The organism is Psychromonas sp. SP041, assembly GCF_000470315.2.
GTDB lineage: Bacteria > Pseudomonadota > Gammaproteobacteria > Enterobacterales > Psychromonadaceae > Psychromonas.
This window is the reverse complement of record NZ_CBRF02000061.1, coordinates 1-17,449: the sequence shown is the minus strand read 5'-3', so window position 1 is coordinate 17,449 and position 17,449 is coordinate 1. Positions and strand designations below refer to the sequence as shown.

At 37.4% G+C, this 17,449-nt stretch carries 15 protein-coding genes; 5 read left to right on the top strand and 10 right to left on the bottom strand.

Annotated elements, in window-relative coordinates; all coding sequences use genetic code 11:
- Window positions 1–318: 318 nt before the first annotated feature.
- The 6 genes from SP041_RS20135 to clcA all read right to left on the bottom strand — a co-directional run bounded on the left by SP041_RS20135 (window position 319) and on the right by clcA (window position 6,502).
- Complete coding sequence (locus SP041_RS20135; protein ID WP_051368464.1) at window positions 319–1,338, bottom strand: TAXI family TRAP transporter solute-binding subunit; 1,020 nt, start codon at window positions 1,336–1,338, stop codon at window positions 319–321.
- A gap of 65 nt (window positions 1,339–1,403) precedes the next feature.
- Complete coding sequence (gene argA / locus SP041_RS20130; protein ID WP_025563304.1) at window positions 1,404–2,738, bottom strand: amino-acid N-acetyltransferase; 1,335 nt, start codon at window positions 2,736–2,738, stop codon at window positions 1,404–1,406.
- A 141-nt stretch (window positions 2,739–2,879) separates the two neighbouring features.
- Window positions 2,880–3,506: a trimeric intracellular cation channel family protein gene (locus tag SP041_RS20125; RefSeq protein WP_025563305.1), complete on the bottom strand. Its 627-nt coding sequence runs from the start codon at window positions 3,504–3,506 to the stop codon at window positions 2,880–2,882.
- Between the two features lie 408 nt (window positions 3,507–3,914).
- Entirely contained in the window at window positions 3,915–4,265 is a 351-nt protein-coding gene (gene erpA, locus SP041_RS20120; protein WP_025563306.1) for an iron-sulfur cluster insertion protein ErpA, read from the bottom strand.
- A gap of 78 nt (window positions 4,266–4,343) precedes the next feature.
- Window positions 4,344–5,066, bottom strand: coding sequence for a DUF6776 family protein (locus SP041_RS20115; protein WP_025563307.1), 723 nt, complete (start codon window positions 5,064–5,066; stop codon window positions 4,344–4,346).
- Between the two features lie 11 nt (window positions 5,067–5,077).
- Window positions 5,078–6,502, bottom strand: a complete 1,425-nt coding sequence (gene clcA, locus SP041_RS20110) for a H(+)/Cl(-) exchange transporter ClcA (protein WP_025563308.1) — start codon at window positions 6,500–6,502, stop codon at window positions 5,078–5,080.
- A gap of 213 nt (window positions 6,503–6,715) precedes the next feature.
- Here clcA and hemL point away from each other — a divergent pair, with 213 nt between their 5' ends.
- From hemL to rraB, 4 genes are all read left to right on the top strand, one after another.
- Window positions 6,716–7,993, top strand: a complete 1,278-nt coding sequence (gene hemL / locus SP041_RS20105) for a glutamate-1-semialdehyde 2,1-aminomutase (RefSeq protein ID WP_025563309.1) — start codon at window positions 6,716–6,718, stop codon at window positions 7,991–7,993.
- 351 nt (window positions 7,994–8,344) lie between these two features.
- Entirely contained in the window at window positions 8,345–10,624 is a 2,280-nt protein-coding gene (gene parC, locus SP041_RS20100) for a DNA topoisomerase IV subunit A (RefSeq protein WP_025563310.1), read from the top strand.
- 3 nt (window positions 10,625–10,627) lie between these two features.
- The gene (locus SP041_RS20095; protein ID WP_025563311.1) at window positions 10,628–11,371 is read left to right on the top strand and encodes a 1-acylglycerol-3-phosphate O-acyltransferase; all 744 of its coding nucleotides are present in this window, start codon (window positions 10,628–10,630) and stop codon (window positions 11,369–11,371) included.
- Window positions 11,372–11,441: 70 nt separating this feature from the next.
- The gene (gene rraB, locus SP041_RS20090) at window positions 11,442–11,807 is read left to right on the top strand and encodes a ribonuclease E inhibitor RraB (protein ID WP_025563312.1); all 366 of its coding nucleotides are present in this window, start codon (window positions 11,442–11,444) and stop codon (window positions 11,805–11,807) included.
- A 160-nt stretch (window positions 11,808–11,967) separates the two neighbouring features.
- Here the strand turns inward: rraB and SP041_RS20085 are convergent, their stop codons facing one another.
- The 4 genes from SP041_RS20085 to SP041_RS20070 all read right to left on the bottom strand — a co-directional run bounded on the left by SP041_RS20085 (window position 11,968) and on the right by SP041_RS20070 (window position 14,711).
- Window positions 11,968–12,369 carry a DUF2750 domain-containing protein gene (locus tag SP041_RS20085; protein WP_025563313.1) on the bottom strand — a complete coding sequence of 134 codons (402 nt, stop codon included), beginning with the start codon at window positions 12,367–12,369 and terminating at the stop codon, window positions 11,968–11,970.
- An 8-nt stretch (window positions 12,370–12,377) separates the two neighbouring features.
- On the bottom strand, window positions 12,378–12,692 hold the full coding sequence (locus SP041_RS20080) for an accessory factor UbiK family protein (protein WP_025563314.1): 315 nt from the start codon (window positions 12,690–12,692) through the stop codon (window positions 12,378–12,380).
- A gap of 143 nt (window positions 12,693–12,835) precedes the next feature.
- Entirely contained in the window at window positions 12,836–13,717 is an 882-nt protein-coding gene (gene ilvY, locus SP041_RS20075) for an HTH-type transcriptional activator IlvY (RefSeq protein WP_025563315.1), read from the bottom strand.
- Window positions 13,718–13,841: 124 nt separating this feature from the next.
- Window positions 13,842–14,711, bottom strand: coding sequence for a sulfurtransferase (locus SP041_RS20070; RefSeq protein ID WP_025563316.1), 870 nt, complete (start codon window positions 14,709–14,711; stop codon window positions 13,842–13,844).
- A gap of 304 nt (window positions 14,712–15,015) precedes the next feature.
- Between SP041_RS20070 and ilvC the strand changes: the two genes are divergently transcribed.
- Entirely contained in the window at window positions 15,016–16,500 is a 1,485-nt protein-coding gene (gene ilvC, locus SP041_RS20065) for a ketol-acid reductoisomerase (protein ID WP_137298003.1), read from the top strand.
- Window positions 16,501–17,449: the final 949 nt, after the last annotated feature.

Here is a 17,449-nt window from a genome sequence, read left to right as displayed (position 1 = left end):
TCATACACCAATTCCATTTCTTGATTAAACAAAAAAAAATCCCCAACCTTAAATAAGAGTGGGGATTATGTTCTATCTGCAAGATCGTTCAAGTTTTCTTCTTAGATCCTTAACCGATCGGCATTATGTTTTTAAACAGGCTTTTTTGTTTCTTCTATCCACTTCTGGAAATATGTCTCGCTCTACAATATCTTCATCATTTTTTGTTATAGCAAATGCATTACGTATGGGCAATAATCGAATAAACTCAAGAAAACTATCATCTATCGCCAATAATATGATGAATAACACTAAGTAGTACAACAACCGATAAAAGCGTTATAAAGGGTCCACTATCGCGCTAACTTTATCTCCGTCATCTTGAATTAAGCCAACCTCTTTATAATAACGCAATGCGCCTGGATGTAATGGTGCCGATAAATATTGCGTTACCATTGCTTGTTTACTTAAGTGTTTAAAAGAAGGATGTAATTGAATGAAGAGTTCGTGATTTTCAAATACCGCTTTAACTATTTCATAGGCGATATGTTCAGGTAAATCAGATGTAGTAACAACTGTCGCTCCTACACCAAATGTTTCTGTTTTATTAGGGCTTCCGCGATACATACCACCTGGTATATCTGCGGCTTCATAATAACGATGAGTTTTTATTAATTTAGATATTTCAGGCCCAGTCACATTCACCAATGTAGTTTGACAGGCGCTACTCGCTTCTTTAATCGAGCTATTTGGATGCCCGACTACATAGACAATAACATCTATTTTTTTATCACATAAAGCTTGAGCTTGTTCACTAGGCGTTAAATAAGTTATTTCAGAGAAGTCCGCGTCACCCCAACCATATAATTCAAGCAGCATTTCCATGGTGGCTCGCTGGCCAGAGTTTGGTGCTCCTATATTGACACGCTTACCTTTAATATCTTCAAAACTGTTAATATGTGCATCTTTTCTAGCAAGTACGGTAAAAGGCTCTGAGTGTACTGAAAATAATGAACGCAGCTTTTTAAACTCGCCTTGTTCTTTAAATAAAGAGGTACCTTGATAAAAGTGATGCTGCCAATCTGATTGGGCAACAACAACATCAATTGTTTTGTCTTTTAAGGCTCTTAAATTATAAATAGTTCCTGGCGTGCTTTTTATTTCACAACGAATATTATCAACGTCTTTAATTTTATTAACCAAGTAGCAAATAGCACCACCTGTTGGATAATACACCCCACTGATACCACCAGTACCGATCGACATATATTCAACTTTAGCAGATGCGGGAGCTTGAAAAAATATCAGTAGAAAGCTAATTAAAGTAATGCGCGAAACCAAAAACAAGCGTTTCAGCATAATAAATAAATTAAGATTAGAATGATTGTTGTAGGCTAATTTCTTAGCCTTTTTTTTCATTATCATCATATTATCTTTTTAGTTAACACTTTCGAATTTCGTTTCAAGTTATACATCTCTTTTTTAGCAGGAGGTAATTGGCTAATTTCAGCAAATGAAAAACCTCGCTCTCTAAACCAATGGATACTTTGCGTGGTTAATACAAAAATAGACTCAAGACCAAGTTGCCTTGCTTTACGTTCAACATGTTCAACCAAGTTATCAGCTCGTGCAGCACGGCGATATTTAGGGTGACTTACTAAACAAGCTAGCTCGCCCATTTTATCATCCATGAAAGGATATAAGGCAGCACAACCAATCACCATGCCATCACGCTCAACAATCATGAAAGATTCAATTTCGTTTTCTAATAATTCACGAGATCGCTTCACTAGAATACCTTGCTTCTCTAATGGCTCAATAAGTTGGAGTAAGCCACCGATATCATCGATCGTCGCAGTACGAATTTGTTCGTAACTTTCTTTTACGATTTGCGAGCCTGTGCCATCTCGAGTAAATAGCTCTTTTAATAGCGCACCGTCTTGATGGTAACTAATAAGATGGCAACGTGTTACATCGGCTTGACAAGCCGCAACCGCAGCACGTAAAAAGCGTAATGTACCAGATGCTTGTCCTGATTCTTTTTCTATCGCATCAATATGCATTTGCGCTTGATCGGGCAACAGCTCTGAGATCACATCGCCATTTTCATCTAAAACACCTTGATTAGAACAAAAGCCTATTAACTTATCTGCTTTGATATCAATTGCGACTTGTGTGGCGACTTCTTCGGCTAGTAAGTTAAATACTTCACCAGTAACAGAATAACCAATAGGGGAAATAATAGGGATTGCACCAGAAGATAGTTGCGATTTAATGCCTTCAACATCAATACGACGCACTTTACCTGCATGGCAGAAATCAATACCATCTTTAACCCCGATAGGTTGCGCAGTCACCACATTACTAATCACAGTACGAATAGCGGCACCTTGCATCGGGGAATTAGCTAAGCCCATTGATAGGCCTGCTTGTAATTCAATTTGCACCGCACCAACCGCTTGTTTAATCAACGATAAGCTTCGATCGTCGGTTATACGTAAATCGTTATGGAATTGACTACTATGCCCGTGCATATCGAGTTGCTTTTGAATCTGAGGGCGAACACCGTGTACTAATACTAACTTAACGCCTAAGCTATTCAGTAAGGCAATATCGTTAATGATATATTGAAAGTTATCTGTTTCTAACGCTTCACCACCAATCATTAACACGAATGTTTTATGACGATGAGCATTGATATAAGGAGCTGAATTACGAAACCAATTAATCAGTTGTGTTGAATTTGTTACTGCTTCCATGTGCCTACCTATTAATCACAACAATCTAAAATACGTTCAGGTTTTAGAGTTTATCAATTTGAAGTTTATGTTTGCAAAACAATTGTTTAAAGAATGTTAAATAAACTCGAAAATGTTGGTTATTATATTGTTAATCCTCTACTAAGCTTCTCTATCATTACTGAAAACAGGTAATGAAAGATGATAGTAAATCGCACATAACCTTAATGATAACGTCCCTAACATAGCCACTACCATTGAGAAAATAGGACCTAACTCAATATAATCACAAATAACATATAGAGCGCCACCTAAGATAGAAGCTGTAGCATAAATTTCTTTTTGCAATACGAATGGAATTTGCCCGCTCAATATGTCCCTTATCATACCGCCAACAACACCTGTAATACATCCCATTACAATAGCAACAGGACCACTAAAGCCGAAAATCAAAGCTTTTTGAGCGCCAATAATAGTAAAAATAGCTAAACCAAATGCGTCGAAAATAGGCAATAAATAAGCAGGGAATCGATGAATACGATGTAACCACAAGACGCTTAAAAGTGCAGTAGCAAGAATAACGTAAATATAAGTATTATCTTCAATCCAAAAAACAGGCGTCGCGCCCATCATCATGTCACGTAGTGTCCCACCGCCAACAGCAGTAACACCAGCTAACACACTGATACCAAAAGGATCCATTCGTAGGCGTGTCGCCACTAAGACACCAGAAATAGCACAAGTGATCATACCAATCAGATCAGATATATAGATGAAATTATCTAGCATGTTATTAACTATCCCTTATTCCCTTGAAACACTTAGCCATTTTAAGCGCATGTTAAACCATGACTTAAGATCGGTGCAAGCCTATATATCGCTATATGATAAAGAAAATAAATAATACCAACGACTGAAAATAGTCGCTCTATTTTACTGGTTAAAATAACCAAATTATTAGTTATAAACTTTGTAAATAAAATCATGATTTACATTAGTCTATCCCATAAATTAAATGGGTATTACAGCAAACATGACTTAATATTTAGAATACTTATTTAATGTTATCAATATGACAGAATAGCGGTAGAGTAAGTTTATACAAAAAATAACATTTTTTTTGGAAGGGATTAATTACACATGCTCACTCATTTAAGTAAGCATGCTTATTTCAATAATTGAAATGAATATCGTTAATTAGATAGAGAATGAAGAACCACAACCACACGTAGCGGTTGCATTTGGGTTGTTAACTAAAAAGCGAGAACCTTCAAGGTTATCAATAAAATCAACAGTACCACCAACAAGATATTGTAAGCTCATTGGATCAACAGATAATGTCACACCGCTATTTTCAATTAATGTATCATCATCATTTGTTTTTTCGTCAAACGTAAAACCGTATGAAAAGCCTGAACAACCACCACCAGTTACATAAACTCGTAGCTTAAGAGAAGGGTTATTTTCTTCTGCGATCAATGCTTTAACTCGACTTGCTGCGCTATCACTGAAATAAATCGGTAATGCAATTTCCACTTCGCTTGTCATTTTTTTTCTAGTCCTATTAATTTGCCCAGAGTCATTATCTAATACCTGACCAATTTGTTCAAGTATTAGCGGGATCTATTATTCAGCTTGAATGGCTAACTCTTCAAGAGCAGTACCGCCATTGTTAATAAAACCTTCCCAATCGTATATTTTCTCAATACGTTGAGCTCGACTCCAATTTGTACGATTAGCTTCAGCAACGACAAATACTTGCCCTACTTTACTATCTTTAGGCAAAGTGAAGCTGCCTTTTAACGTTTGAAAATACTGAAATTTGAAGGCAGATTCAACATTTGAATCAATCTCACTCAATTTAATGTCTTTTGTACTGACTTCTGTATCGTCAGTATCAGCAAATGTAATTTCGACTTTCCCACTTAATTCTCGGCGTCCTTGTTGAGCTTGCATTAACACTAGCTCATACAACCAAGTCCCCTCTTCTGCACCCTTACTTACCGAAAATGAGTAAACATTTAAACCTATTACTGATAATTCAGGCGCCACAACTTGCTCATAAAAATATAATTTATCATTACTCGCATCTAAGGCTTTATTCAGCTCTTTATTTTCACTTTTTAACACGTCATGAATTTCACGCTCAGCATTAAATTCAGCCTGAATAAAATTTAAACGCTCTGTAAGTTGTGTATTTTCAGTCGTTAAACTCGTTGTATCCAATTCTAATAATTGCACTTTATGTAGCAAAATATCTTGTTTAAATTTACCTACCATAAAGCCAAAGTAGATGCAGATTAAACTGATCACTAGCCATTTAAAAAAACTTATTTTAAAACCTTTCATGCAGTTCCTTATTATTTCTTATACTTAGTATATTTGCCAAGAATACGGAACATCGCTTTGTCTGTTGTTTCTTGACGTTTTGCACGCATCGATAGTTTTAATGTTCTTTCTAATAATTGAGTATAGATAGGACGGCCACCTAAGGTTTGAGCCACCATTGTCGCCCCTAAGCAAGTTACGATTAACGGTAAAATCATTTCATAGTTACTGGTCATTTCTATGACTAATAAAATACCTGTAATAGGCGCTCGTACTGTCGCGGCAAACAATCCGCCCATACCGGCAATCGCGAAGGCACCTGGTTCTGTAATCAAATCGGGGAATAACGCCTGCGCGATCACACCAAATAACATCCCAAATAACGTACCTAAAGCAAGAGTCGGAGCAAAAACACCACCAGGAGCACCTGAGCCAAAACTTAATAATGTAGTAAAGGTACGTAATATGAACAGAAGCAGTAAACCACCAGCAAGGTATTGTCCGCCTTCAACATGTGGAATAAGCTCAATACCACTAAAAGCAATATCAGGTTCAACCATTGTTAAAGCGCCAAAGACAGCACCAAGAAATAAGCCAATACCAACAAAACGCCAACGTTGATTTTGGTGAATAGATAAATACATATCCTGTGTAGCGAGGATCATTTTATTAAAAAAGAGCCCAATCACACCAAAACAAAAACCTAAAATAAGATAGAAACCAAGCGTATGAAGATCTGGATGTGAATATTGTGTAACAGTAACCACTGCATCTTGGTTAGTGAATAGGCGCATTACGATAGTCGCCATTACCGCACTCATAAATACGCTTTTAGTGGATGTTAAACTGTAATTAAATTGTGAGCGCATCTCTTCAATAACAAACATGATGCCCGCTAAAGGCGCATTAAAAGCAGCCGCGAGACCACCTGCGGCACCTGCCGCTAATAGCGCTTGTGCATCCACTTTATCAACTTTAAAAATATCTGAGATCATTCGTCCTATATTCGCACCAAGCTGAACAGAAGGACCTTCACGTCCTAATGCCATCCCACTACCAAGGGCTAACAAACCACCAAAAAATTTAACGGGGATAACTCGCTTCCAGCGTACGGGACGCATCCCTTCCATCGCACCTTCAATTTCAGGTATACCGCTTCCGCCCGCTTCAGGGGCAAACCGATGGGTTATATAGAAAGCAATACCAACCATTATCGATGAAATAGGAATAGCAACGAGCCATAAAGGAATATCACTCCCTTCATAACTATGGATTAGCTCCAAACGCATTTCTGAGACCCAAATAATGCCATGGTCAAATAATGCAGAAATACTGCCAGCCAAAAGTCCAATAAAAATAGATAACCAAATTAATAAAGCACTATTTTTCCTAGTAAAAAAACGATCAATAAAACGTTTGATTCCATTAATACAAGCTGCTGGTAATGCTATTTTCATAAATGTGATTCGACCTAAAACGAAAAATGAAGAAAAAACCAATATTATAATAAAATTATCTTTTTAAAGACTTAACAATTGCCATGTTAACAAAAAAATTAGAGAGAAACTCCTGTTAAAGAACATTGAATTATAAACTTTCTCAGTTGCATCTTGATTTATCATGGGTATATTGCAGTTTCACTCAATTTAAAAATAATTAATGGGATACTTATGAGCAAATCAACTGAACTGTTTAATCGTGCACAAACTATTATTCCTGGTGGCGTAAACTCCCCAGTTCGCGCATTTAACGGCGTAGGTGGCGGCCCTTTATTTATACAAAAAGCACAAGATGCTTACATCTACGATGTAGATGATAAACAATACATTGATTACGTTGGTTCATGGGGTCCAATGATTCTAGGTCATAACCACCCAGCGATTAAAAAAGCAGTTATTGATGCAGCGGAAAATGGTCTTAGTTTTGGCGCACCCACTGAAATTGAAATCATCATGGCTGAAAAAGTACAACAACTAGTCCCATCAATGCAGCAAGTGCGCATGGTGAGTTCAGGTACTGAAGCAACCATGAGCGCCATTCGTTTAGCACGTGGTTTTACTAACCGAGATAAAATTCTTAAATTTGAAGGTTGTTACCATGGTCACGCAGACTCTTTACTAGTAAAAGCTGGCTCGGGTGCATTAACATTAGGTCAACCTAGCTCTCCTGGCATTCCAGCTGATTTTGCTAAACATACATTAACCGCTGACTTTAATGATTTAGCCTCAGTTAAAGCATTGTTTGAAGCGTACCCACACGATATCTCTTGTATCATTGTTGAACCAGTAGCCGGCAACATGAACTGTATCCCGCCTGCTGATGGTTTTTTACAAGGTCTACGAGACATTTGTGATCAATACAAAGCACTATTGATCTTTGATGAAGTGATGACAGGTTTCCGTGTTGCACTCGGTGGAGCACAAGCACATTACAACATCAAACCAGACTTGACGACACTAGGTAAAGTCATTGGCGGTGGTATGCCAGTCGGTGCATTTGGTGGTAGTCATGAAGTCATGCAATTTATTGCACCTACTGGTCCTGTTTATCAAGCAGGTACTTTATCAGGTAACCCAATTGCGATGCATGCAGGATTAGCGGCATTAACTGCATTAGACACACCTGAATATGCACAACTAGCCATTAAAACGAAGCAATTAGCAGAAGGCCTAAAAAAAGTTGCTGAAGAAACAGGTGTCCCACTAGCGGTTAACTATGCTGGCGGTATGTTTGGTTTCTTCTTTACTGAACAACCAGAAGTGACTAACTTTACACAAGTCTGTGCCTGCGATATTGAAAGATTCAAAAAATTCTTTCACTTAATGCTAGAAGAAGGTATTTACCTTGCTCCATCTGCTTATGAAGCTGGCTTTTTATCATTAGCACATACAGATCAAGATATTAGCAATACATTAATTGCAGCTAAGAAAGTATTTGCTCAGCTATAAATAAACATCATAAAAAGCACTGTATATTTGTAAGTACTTTTTATAAAAAGCACATTTTTAAACGAATCATATTCAGATAAATAATATTTAGGTTAAGTATCGACAATCACACTCGTTACTTAACCTGATTTTTTGCTTATTTAATTCCTTTAACACCCACTCCAACTCTTCTTTTTTCTGCTTAATTTATTCAGCTTAGTTTATTCAGCTTAGCTCTCATTCTTATCGTCCCTTTTTTGTTCAAATTTATTGCATTTAAGACATACAATTTCATTTCTATTTCAGTCTTAGAATACAAGTGCGGTATACTCTACTCCAATATATCTATTATTTATTACAAGGCTGTAAAATATGAGTGAAGTCATAGACATGAGTTTAGAAGGTATAGAGCAATTATCGCTCGCTAAGTTTACCGAAGATGCCTATCTTAACTATTCCATGTACGTGATCATGGATCGTGCTTTGCCACATATCAGTGATGGTTTGAAGCCCGTTCAACGACGCATTGTTTTCGCAATGTCTGAACTCGGTTTATCAGCGTTAGCAAAATATAAAAAATCAGCCCGTACCGTCGGTGACGTATTAGGTAAGTATCACCCTCATGGTGATAGTGCTTGTTATGAAGCCATGGTATTAATGGCTCAACCCTTCTCTTACCGTTATCCATTAATTGATGGTCAAGGTAACTGGGGTGCACCAGATGATCCAAAATCATTTGCTGCGATGCGTTATACCGAATCGCGTTTATCTGCTTTCTCTGAATTATTATTATCAGAAATTGGTCAAGGTACTTGTGATTGGAAGCCTAACTTTGACGGCACGTTAAAAGAGCCCGTTTTATTACCTGCGCGTTTACCCCATATTCTATTAAATGGTATTACCGGTATCGCAGTGGGCATGGCAACCGATATCCCGCCACATAATGCGCGTGAAGTCGCTAATGCATGTTTACACTTAATTGATAATCCTAAAGCTTCGTTAGAAGATCTAATGGAGTTTGTACAAGGTCCAGATTATCCAACTGAAGCGGAAATCATTACGCCACGTAAAGAGATCGTCAACATCTATCAAACAGGTCGCGGTAGCTTTAAAAGTCGTGCCGTCTTTGTTGTTGAAAATGGTGAGATTGTTGTTACTGCATTACCGCATCGTGTATCGGGTGGTAAAATATTAAAAGAAATTGCGAAACAAATGCAGGATAAAAAACTACCAATGGTGGCCGATTTACGTGATGAATCAGATCATGAAAATCCAACACGTTTAGTAATTATCCCGCGTTCAAACCGTATTGATGTTGAAGCATTAATGAATCACTTATTTGCTTCTACAGACTTAGAAGTTAGCCACAAAGTAAACCTCAACATGTTAGGGCTAAATCAACGCCCAAGTGTTAAAGGTTTAGTGACTATTCTAACGGAGTGGTTAGTTTATCGTCGTGAGACTGTTCGTCGTCGTTTACAACATCGCTTAGACAAAATCCTAGCGCGCGTACATATCTTAGAAGGTTTATTAATTGCCTACTTGAATATCGATGAAGTGATTGAAATCATTCGTACTTATGATGATGCAAAAGCGGAGTTAATGTCTCGTTATTCATTATCAGATACGCAAGCGCACGCCATCTTAGAAATTAAACTACGCCAACTCGCGAAGCTTGAAGAAATTCAAATTCGTGGCGAAATGGCAGAGTTATCTGAAGAACAACAAAAACTAGAGCTACTGTTAGGCTCAGACAGACGTTTAAATACTTTAGTTAAAAAAGAGATAAAAGCCGACGCTGAAAAATATGGAGACGATCGCCGCTCTCCAATGGTAGAAAGACTAGAAGCAAAAGCATTAACTGAAAAAGAATTAATGCCAAGCGAAGCCGTCACTATTGTATTATCAGCACAAGGTTGGGTTCGTAGCGCGAAAGGTCATGATGTTGACCCACAAGCGCTTAGCTTTAAAGCGGGGGATGAATACTTAATAAGTTGCCAAGGTAAAAGTAATCAAAGCTGTATTTTTATTGATACGTCTGGTCGAGCTTATTCATTAGATGCGCACTCTTTACCTTCAGCAAGAACACAAGGCGAACCATTAACAGGTCGTTTTAACCAAAATGAAAACGTGCCTTTTGCTTGTGTCTTAATGGGTGACGAGTCAGATCGTTATATCATTAGTAGTGACCATGGTTATGGTTTTGTGGCTAATTTAAGTGATATTAATAGCCGTAATAAAAATGGTAAAGCCCTGATCAACTTAACAACCAATGCATTATTGATTGCACCGCAAAAACTTTCAAACAATGCAGAAGATCTGTGCTTAACCATTAGTAATGAAGGTCGTATGTTAATTTTCCCTGTTGCGAGCTTACCGAGCTTAAGTAAAGGGAAAGGTAATAAGATGATCAACATAATGACAGCCAAAGCGACTAAGCGAGAAGAGTTTGTTACTATGCTGAAAATCATATCACCAGAGAGTGCCGTTACCTTACATGCAGGTAAACGTAAGCTAACACTCAAACCGAATGATTTAGCGCATTACCAAAGTGAGCGTGGCCGTCGTGGTAATAAACTGCCTCGTGGATTACAACGTGTTGATAATATTGAAGTCATCACATCAGAAAATGAACAAGAAGAGATCTTATAAACTATGTTATTTATTATCAGAGCAATTTTAATTATTGTTGCCGTTATTTTAATGAGTGTGTATTCACTGTTTTACTGTATTTTAAGTCCACGTAATCCTAAAAACACCTATCACTTTGCAATGTTATTTAGCAAAATGTCACGATTAGTTGGACTGAAAGTCACTATCCGAATACCTGAAAGTGCTAAAAATAATGGCTCAGTGGTTTATATTGCTAACCATCAAAATAACTATGACATGGTCACAACAACAGGCGCAGTACAACCAGGTTCAGTGACTATCGGTAAAAAAAGCCTAGTACTGATCCCTTTCTTTGGCATCATTTACTGGTTAACGGGTAATATCTTAATTGACCGTGATAATAAAGATAAATCTAAAAATACAATCACTGATGTAGTTGATCAAATGCGTGCAAAAGATCTAGGTGTATGGATATTCCCTGAAGGTACTCGCAGCCGTGGTCGTGGTTTAATGCCATTTAAAATGGGCGCATTCCACACAGCATTACAAGCAGGCGTTAACGTTGTCCCGACTGTTGTGTCTAACACTCACCAACAAGTCAACTTAAACCGTTGGGACAATGGTGAAGTGATTGTTGAAATGTTAGAGCCAATTGATATTACACAATATAAAAAGCGCGAAATTCGTCGCTTAATGAATGACTCACATGACATCATGTTAGCTAAATATAAACAGCTTAACAAAGAAGTGAATCGTCCAGATTCTAACTCTAATTGTTGTGATTAATTAAGCCATTTCCATTCATGATATAAACGATGAATAGAAGTTGTAAACCTTGATATAGAAGAGATAAAAAATGTCAGAAGAACTTACACATGAAGAACTATTAGCAGAACTAGCAGAAGAAACTGCTGATATTGTTGAAGCTATTTTAGAAGATGGCAGTAATCCTGATGCGGTTTACATGATTGAACATCATCTATCTTGTGATAACTTTGATGTATTGGAAAAAGCAGCCATTGCTTGTTTTAAAAAAGGCTATGAAGTAACAGATCCTGAAGAATTAGAACTAGAAGATGGTTCTATTATCTTAAGTTTTGATGTTGTTGTTGAAATGAACCTAGATGAAGAAGCTATTTACGAAGATGTTGAAAGACTCGTTGCACTAGCACAATCATTTGGTATTGAATATGACGGTTGGGGTACTTACCCAGAAGAATAAACATTAATCTTCGCTAACGGTCGCCTATAAAAAAACCAAGCTTATCGCTTGGTTTTTTTATATCTACTTTTTATTAATAAACTCAGACGTTAATAACGACCTAATAAGAATAAACATTCTAATAAAAATCGTTAATAAAGAAATACGCTGAATAAATTAATTATGCATTAACAGATTCTGACTCTTCAGACTCTAAATCATCAGCTTGAAATTTTTCGACCAATGCATTTTTTAAGACCATTGCTTCAATTTCTAAACCACATAACTCTTCATCCCAGTTTACACCAGCAAACACTTGTTGCTTCTGCATACCGTCTAACCATGAATCAAAAAACACATCTAACGCAATGCTTTTAACTTTATAGTTAGCCCATTCTTCTGTTTTTAATTTTTCAGCTAATGTCGCATCAGACCAAAACAAATAAACAGCAGTTGCATCTTTATTGTCATGAGCGTGGCAATTTGCCCAACCCAATGCCTCATCAAATAAACCAAACAATTCACCTTCAGCAGCGGCTTGTTCAACAAATAATTCTGCGTTTTTTAAATATTGCTCTTTCATTTGTTTTCCTACTTATCTTGTTCAGTCGTATTGATACTGCTTTCTGCTTTAGCGTCTGCACTGCTTTCAGAAGCAGCACCATCTAATTTCTTTTCTAATTGTGCAAACTTTTCTTCCATTGCATTCAATTTTTCACGCGTGCGTAGTAGCACATGTGTTTGTACATCAAACTCTTCACGGCTAACCATATCTAGTTTACCGAGTTGTGCCTGTAAAACTTGTTTGATTTTACGGTCAATTTCATTACCAAAGCTTTTTACACCTTCAGGCATTGCATCACTGACTTGCTTTGCGATTTCTTCTAACTTCTGCGGATTAAACATAAAAAGCTCCTTAATTAATAAGCGCATTGTAAACGCCACACTTAATAATTTCTATGGGAATATAATCAAACTTTGTTTTTCATTTCGCTTTGGTCATTCATTTTCAGTAATTCTTACTCAAATTTTACTGGAACCTCGCCAAATTACTCTTCAACACAATTTAAAAAGGCTTCAATTAAAGGTTCCGTTAAACGTGTTTTATGGCAACAAACGCCTAAATTAAATGAAGCTAATTGACCGACCTCAGAAAGGCTTTGAACGCGATCTCGTACCGGGCTATTTTCAATCACTACATCTGGCGCAACGCCAACACCACAGCCTAAAGCAACCATACTAATGAGTGCTTCATGCCCTGCCACTTTCGCATAAATATGTGGTTTGCCAATTTTAAGAGAACGAAACCACGTATCAAATCGACGCCTTATTGCACCGTGCTCAGGTAAAATAAAAGGGATCGACTTCCAGTCGATAGGAGATTGTTTAATTAATTTTGTGACAACACAAAGGGTCGTAGGGGCAATAACCGATAAAGGAATTTCAGCTAGTTGGCTAAAGTGCATTCGAGCAGGGAAATTATCAGGATAAGCCGTAATAGCAAAGTCGACTTGATGTTGCATCACTTGCTCAATCGCTACCGCACTATCTCCTGTTGTCAATTTAATATCCACATTAGGATGATTACGTCTAAAACGCTCTAATATCGGAGGGAGATGACTATAAGCTGCAGTAACAGAGCAGTATAAATTAATCTCACCTTCTAATTCATTCGTTCCCTGTGAAATCGAATGTTTTAACAATTCCCATTGTTCAATTTGCTGAAGCGCAAACTGTTTAAAGGCTATCCCCGCTTCAGTTAATAAAACAGAACGGTTGTCTCTAATGAGAAGACTCGCACCAAGGTCTTCTTCAAGACGTTGGATCAATCGACTTAATGTAGAAGGACTAACATGCATGGCGAGCGCTGTTTTAGAGAAGTGTAAACTTTGACTTAGATGTACAAAAGTTTGTAATGCCTTAATATCCATTTAATTAAATTTTCTTATATTACATGTTGTTAAACGGAGCATGCTGGTTCTAAACATGGTTAGGTTAGCTGCGCTTATATTACAGCTTTCATATACAGCACATTTTTGAGCTATATTTTTTATACTATACATTCTTACATTGTACGACGGGCAAGGTTTCATTAGCACCCCACTCACTCCATGAACCATCGTAAACGCTTAATGCATCATAGCCTGCTAACTTAGCAGCTAATGCCAGAATACAAGCTGTCACACCAGAACCACAACTAAATACTAAACGTTGTTTTTGCGGCATTAACGCTTCAAAAATTTGTGCTAATTGATAAGCATTCTTCATGGTCTGATTATTTAATATTTCACTAATCGGTAAATTAATAGCAGAAGGCATGTGACCTGAACGTAATCCATTTCGCGCTTCTGGTACTTTACCTAAAAATCGATCTTTAGAGCGCGCATCAACAATGGCAACTTGTTCATCTTCAATCGCTTCATAAACATCGTCTTTATTACTAATAAGATCAGCTTGATATTTAGCTTTGAAATCACCTTGTTTACGTTGCTCTGTTTTAGGTGAATCAGTATTGACCGTTAAACCTGCTTCTTTCCACGCAGGCAAACCTCCGTCTAATACCGCAATATTATTAAACCCCATTGTTTTAAACATCCACCATACTCTTGGGCTAGAGAAAATCCCCAAACTATCATAGACAACAATGACACTGTCATTATTAATGCCCAACATTTGTGCTGACAATTCAAAGTGCTGAGGAGTTGGCATCATATGAGGCAAAGAAGCTTGTTGATCACAAACTTCGCGATCAAAATCAAAAAATCGAGAGTTATCAATTCGCTCATTTAACCACTCTTGATACCCATTACGCTGTGTCAATGGCATGTGCCAGCTTGCATCCAACAAAACTAAATTAGAATGGTTATGGTGTTCAGCTAACCATTGGATAGAAACCAAGTTGCCTGGCAATACCAGTGAATTCATAAATACCCCTTTAATAACAGATACTTGACCTTTAACCATCAAGTCACTCATAAATAAATATTAAACAATAATAATGTCAAAAAGTAATTCAAGATACACCTATGCTCACACTTGTATGATAAAAAAGGGATCTATTTTCAAAAACTGCAATATAAGCCCAGAGTATATTTCATTTTACGCAACGTAACATTGCTAATATATCATTTTGCGCAATATTACTTATACGTTATAGTGACATCCGAAAATTAAATGACGCTAAATATGAGTCATTAACCCTTATTATTTATTTTGGAGCGCAGCTAACATGGCTAACTACTTTAATACTCTTCCTCTACGTGAGAAGTTACATCAACTAGGTCAATGTCGTTTTATGGATCGCAGCGAATTTGCTGACGGTATTGAAGCATTAAAAGGCAAAAAAGTAGTTATCATCGGTTGTGGTGCTCAAGGTTTAAACCAAGGTTTAAACATGCGTGATTCAGGTCTTGACGTTTCTTACACATTACGTGCTGCAGCCATCGCTGAAAAACGTCAATCTTGGAAGAACGCAACTGAAAACGGTTTCACTGTAGGTACTTACGAAGAATTAATTCCACAAGCTGACTTACTATGTAACTTAACACCTGACAAACAGCATACAGCTGTAGTTGGCGCGGTTATGCCTCTTATGAAAGAAGGTGCAACACTAGCTTACTCTCACGGTTTCAACATCGTTGAAGAAGGTATGCAAGTACGTGAGGACATCACAGTCATCATGTGTGCACCTAAATGTCCTGGTTCTGAAGTACGTGAAGAATACAAACGTGGTTTCGGTGTTCCAACACTCATCGCTGTTCACCCAGCAAATGATCCACAAGGCCACGGTCTTGCTTGGGCTAAAGCATACGCATCTGGTACTGGTGGTGATCGTGCTGGTGTTCTTATGTCATCTTTTGTTGCTGAAGTTAAATCTGACCTAATGGGTGAGCAAACTATCCTTTGTGGTATGTTACAAACTGGCGCAATCTTAGGTTACGAAAAAATGGTTGCTGACGGTCTTGAGCCAGCATACGCTTCTAAACTGATTCAATACGGTTGGGAAACAGTAACTGAAGGCCTTAAATACGGCGGCATCACTAACATGATGGATCGTCTATCTAACCCAGCTAAAGTTAAAGCATTCGATATGTCTTTAGAACTTAAAGATATCTTACGTCCGCTATTCAACAAGCACATGGATGACATCATCGAAGGTGAATTCTCTGCAACTATGATGGCTGACTGGGCTAACGATGACGTTAACCTTCTTAAATGGCGCGCTGCAACTGCTGAAACTGGTTTCGAAAAACAACCAGCTGGCGACATGGAAATTGATGAGCAAGAATTCTACGACCACGGTATCTTCCTAGTAGCAATGATCAAAGCAGGTGTTGAACTTGCATTTGAAGCAATGACTGCATCAGGTATCATCGCAGAATCTGCATACTACGAGTCTCTACATGAAACGCCACTTATCGCTAATACAATCGCTCGTAAGAAACTTTACGAAATGAATGTTGTTATTTCTGATACAGCTGAGTACGGTTGTTATTTATTCGACCACGCTGCTAAACCACTACTAGCAGACTTCGTTAAAGCGATGAGCCCTGAGTTCCTAGGCAAGCCATTAACAGTTAAAACTAACTCTGTTGATAACGCTCGTCTAATCGAAATCAACGACGAAATTCGTAACCACCCAGTAGAAATCGTAGGTAAAAAACTACGTGGCTACATGAAAGACATGAAAACAATCGTTGAAGCATCTAACTAATTAGAAGCGTCTAACTAACCTTTAGTTAAAACGATATTATTAAGCCAAGCATTTGCTTGGCTTTTTTGTATCTAAAAATCAGTTAAGAAACTACGTCTATGCCTACAACACGAAAGACATGAAAACAATCGTTGAAGCATCTAACTAATTAGAAGCGTCTAACTAACCTTTAGTTAAAACGATATTATTAAGCCAAGCATTTGCTTGGCTTTTTTGTATCTACGATTTACGAATGAAGCGACGCTTATGACCACAAGGCCTAAAAAATCTTTACATCTTTTGACTTTGGGGCGCTGGCTTTAGCCTGCAGGATTTGTGTGTTGAATTAAAAAAGATAAACATTATTAAGCCAAGTATTTAGCTTATATTTTTTGTATCTTCGATTTACGAATGAAAAGAGATCGACGCTTAAAACACGAAAGATATAAAACAATCATCACCTCTTTTGACTTTGGGGCGCTGGCTTTAGCCTGCAGAATTTATGTGTTGAACTTGGAAAGAGATCGTAAATAAATATAAGCTTAGAGCTCAAAAAGAAAACACACTGTAAACTAACAATAGGGCTCGCAGAGCTCCTCTGCATATAAACGACACAAAAAAACTGCAAGCTAAAGCATGCGCCCCGAAGTCAAAACATACAAACTATATGAATTTCTCTACTCATAATACTAGGCATTGGCTAACTGACCATGAAGCCTAAATCAAAACATAATACCTTTACGCCTCAAAATTAGTTTTTTTGTTTTGGGGCGCTGGCTTTAGCCTGCAGGATTTGTGTGTTGAATTAAAAAAGATAAACATTATTAAGCCAAGCATTTAACTTCAATGCCGTTCGGTTAAGAGATTTTAGGCTTATATCTTAACGGATATCTAGATGGAATATAGAGCACTGAACGTGAAAACGTTCGGTGTTTTCTTTTTTTGGGTAAAATAAAATGTTTAACATCTT

Excerpts from the sequence above, each read along its gene's own strand:
- ilvY (WP_025563315.1), bottom strand. The coding sequence starts at position 13,717 with ATGGATATTAAGGCATTACAAACTTTTGTACATCTAAGTCAAAGTTTA.
- SP041_RS20115 (WP_025563307.1), bottom strand. The coding sequence starts at position 5,066 with ATGAAAGGTTTTAAAATAAGTTTTTTTAAATGGCTAGTGATCAGTTTA.
- argA (WP_025563304.1), bottom strand. The coding sequence starts at position 2,738 with ATGGAAGCAGTAACAAATTCAACACAACTGATTAATTGGTTTCGTAAT.
- clcA (WP_025563308.1), bottom strand. The coding sequence starts at position 6,502 with ATGAAAATAGCATTACCAGCAGCTTGTATTAATGGAATCAAACGTTTT.
- SP041_RS20125 (WP_025563305.1), bottom strand. The coding sequence starts at position 3,506 with ATGCTAGATAATTTCATCTATATATCTGATCTGATTGGTATGATCACT.
- erpA (WP_025563306.1), bottom strand. The coding sequence starts at position 4,265 with ATGACAAGCGAAGTGGAAATTGCATTACCGATTTATTTCAGTGATAGC.
- hemL (WP_025563309.1), top strand. The coding sequence starts at position 6,716 with ATGAGCAAATCAACTGAACTGTTTAATCGTGCACAAACTATTATTCCT.
- SP041_RS20085 (WP_025563313.1), bottom strand. The coding sequence starts at position 12,369 with ATGAAAGAGCAATATTTAAAAAACGCAGAATTATTTGTTGAACAAGCC.
- rraB (WP_025563312.1), top strand. The coding sequence starts at position 11,442 with ATGTCAGAAGAACTTACACATGAAGAACTATTAGCAGAACTAGCAGAA.
- ilvC (WP_137298003.1), top strand. The coding sequence starts at position 15,016 with ATGGCTAACTACTTTAATACTCTTCCTCTACGTGAGAAGTTACATCAA.
- SP041_RS20095 (WP_025563311.1), top strand. The coding sequence starts at position 10,628 with ATGTTATTTATTATCAGAGCAATTTTAATTATTGTTGCCGTTATTTTA.
- SP041_RS20080 (WP_025563314.1), bottom strand. The coding sequence starts at position 12,692 with ATGTTTAATCCGCAGAAGTTAGAAGAAATCGCAAAGCAAGTCAGTGAT.
- SP041_RS20070 (WP_025563316.1), bottom strand. The coding sequence starts at position 14,711 with ATGAATTCACTGGTATTGCCAGGCAACTTGGTTTCTATCCAATGGTTA.
- SP041_RS20135 (WP_051368464.1), bottom strand. The coding sequence starts at position 1,338 with ATGCTGAAACGCTTGTTTTTGGTTTCGCGCATTACTTTAATTAGCTTT.
- parC (WP_025563310.1), top strand. The coding sequence starts at position 8,345 with ATGAGTGAAGTCATAGACATGAGTTTAGAAGGTATAGAGCAATTATCG.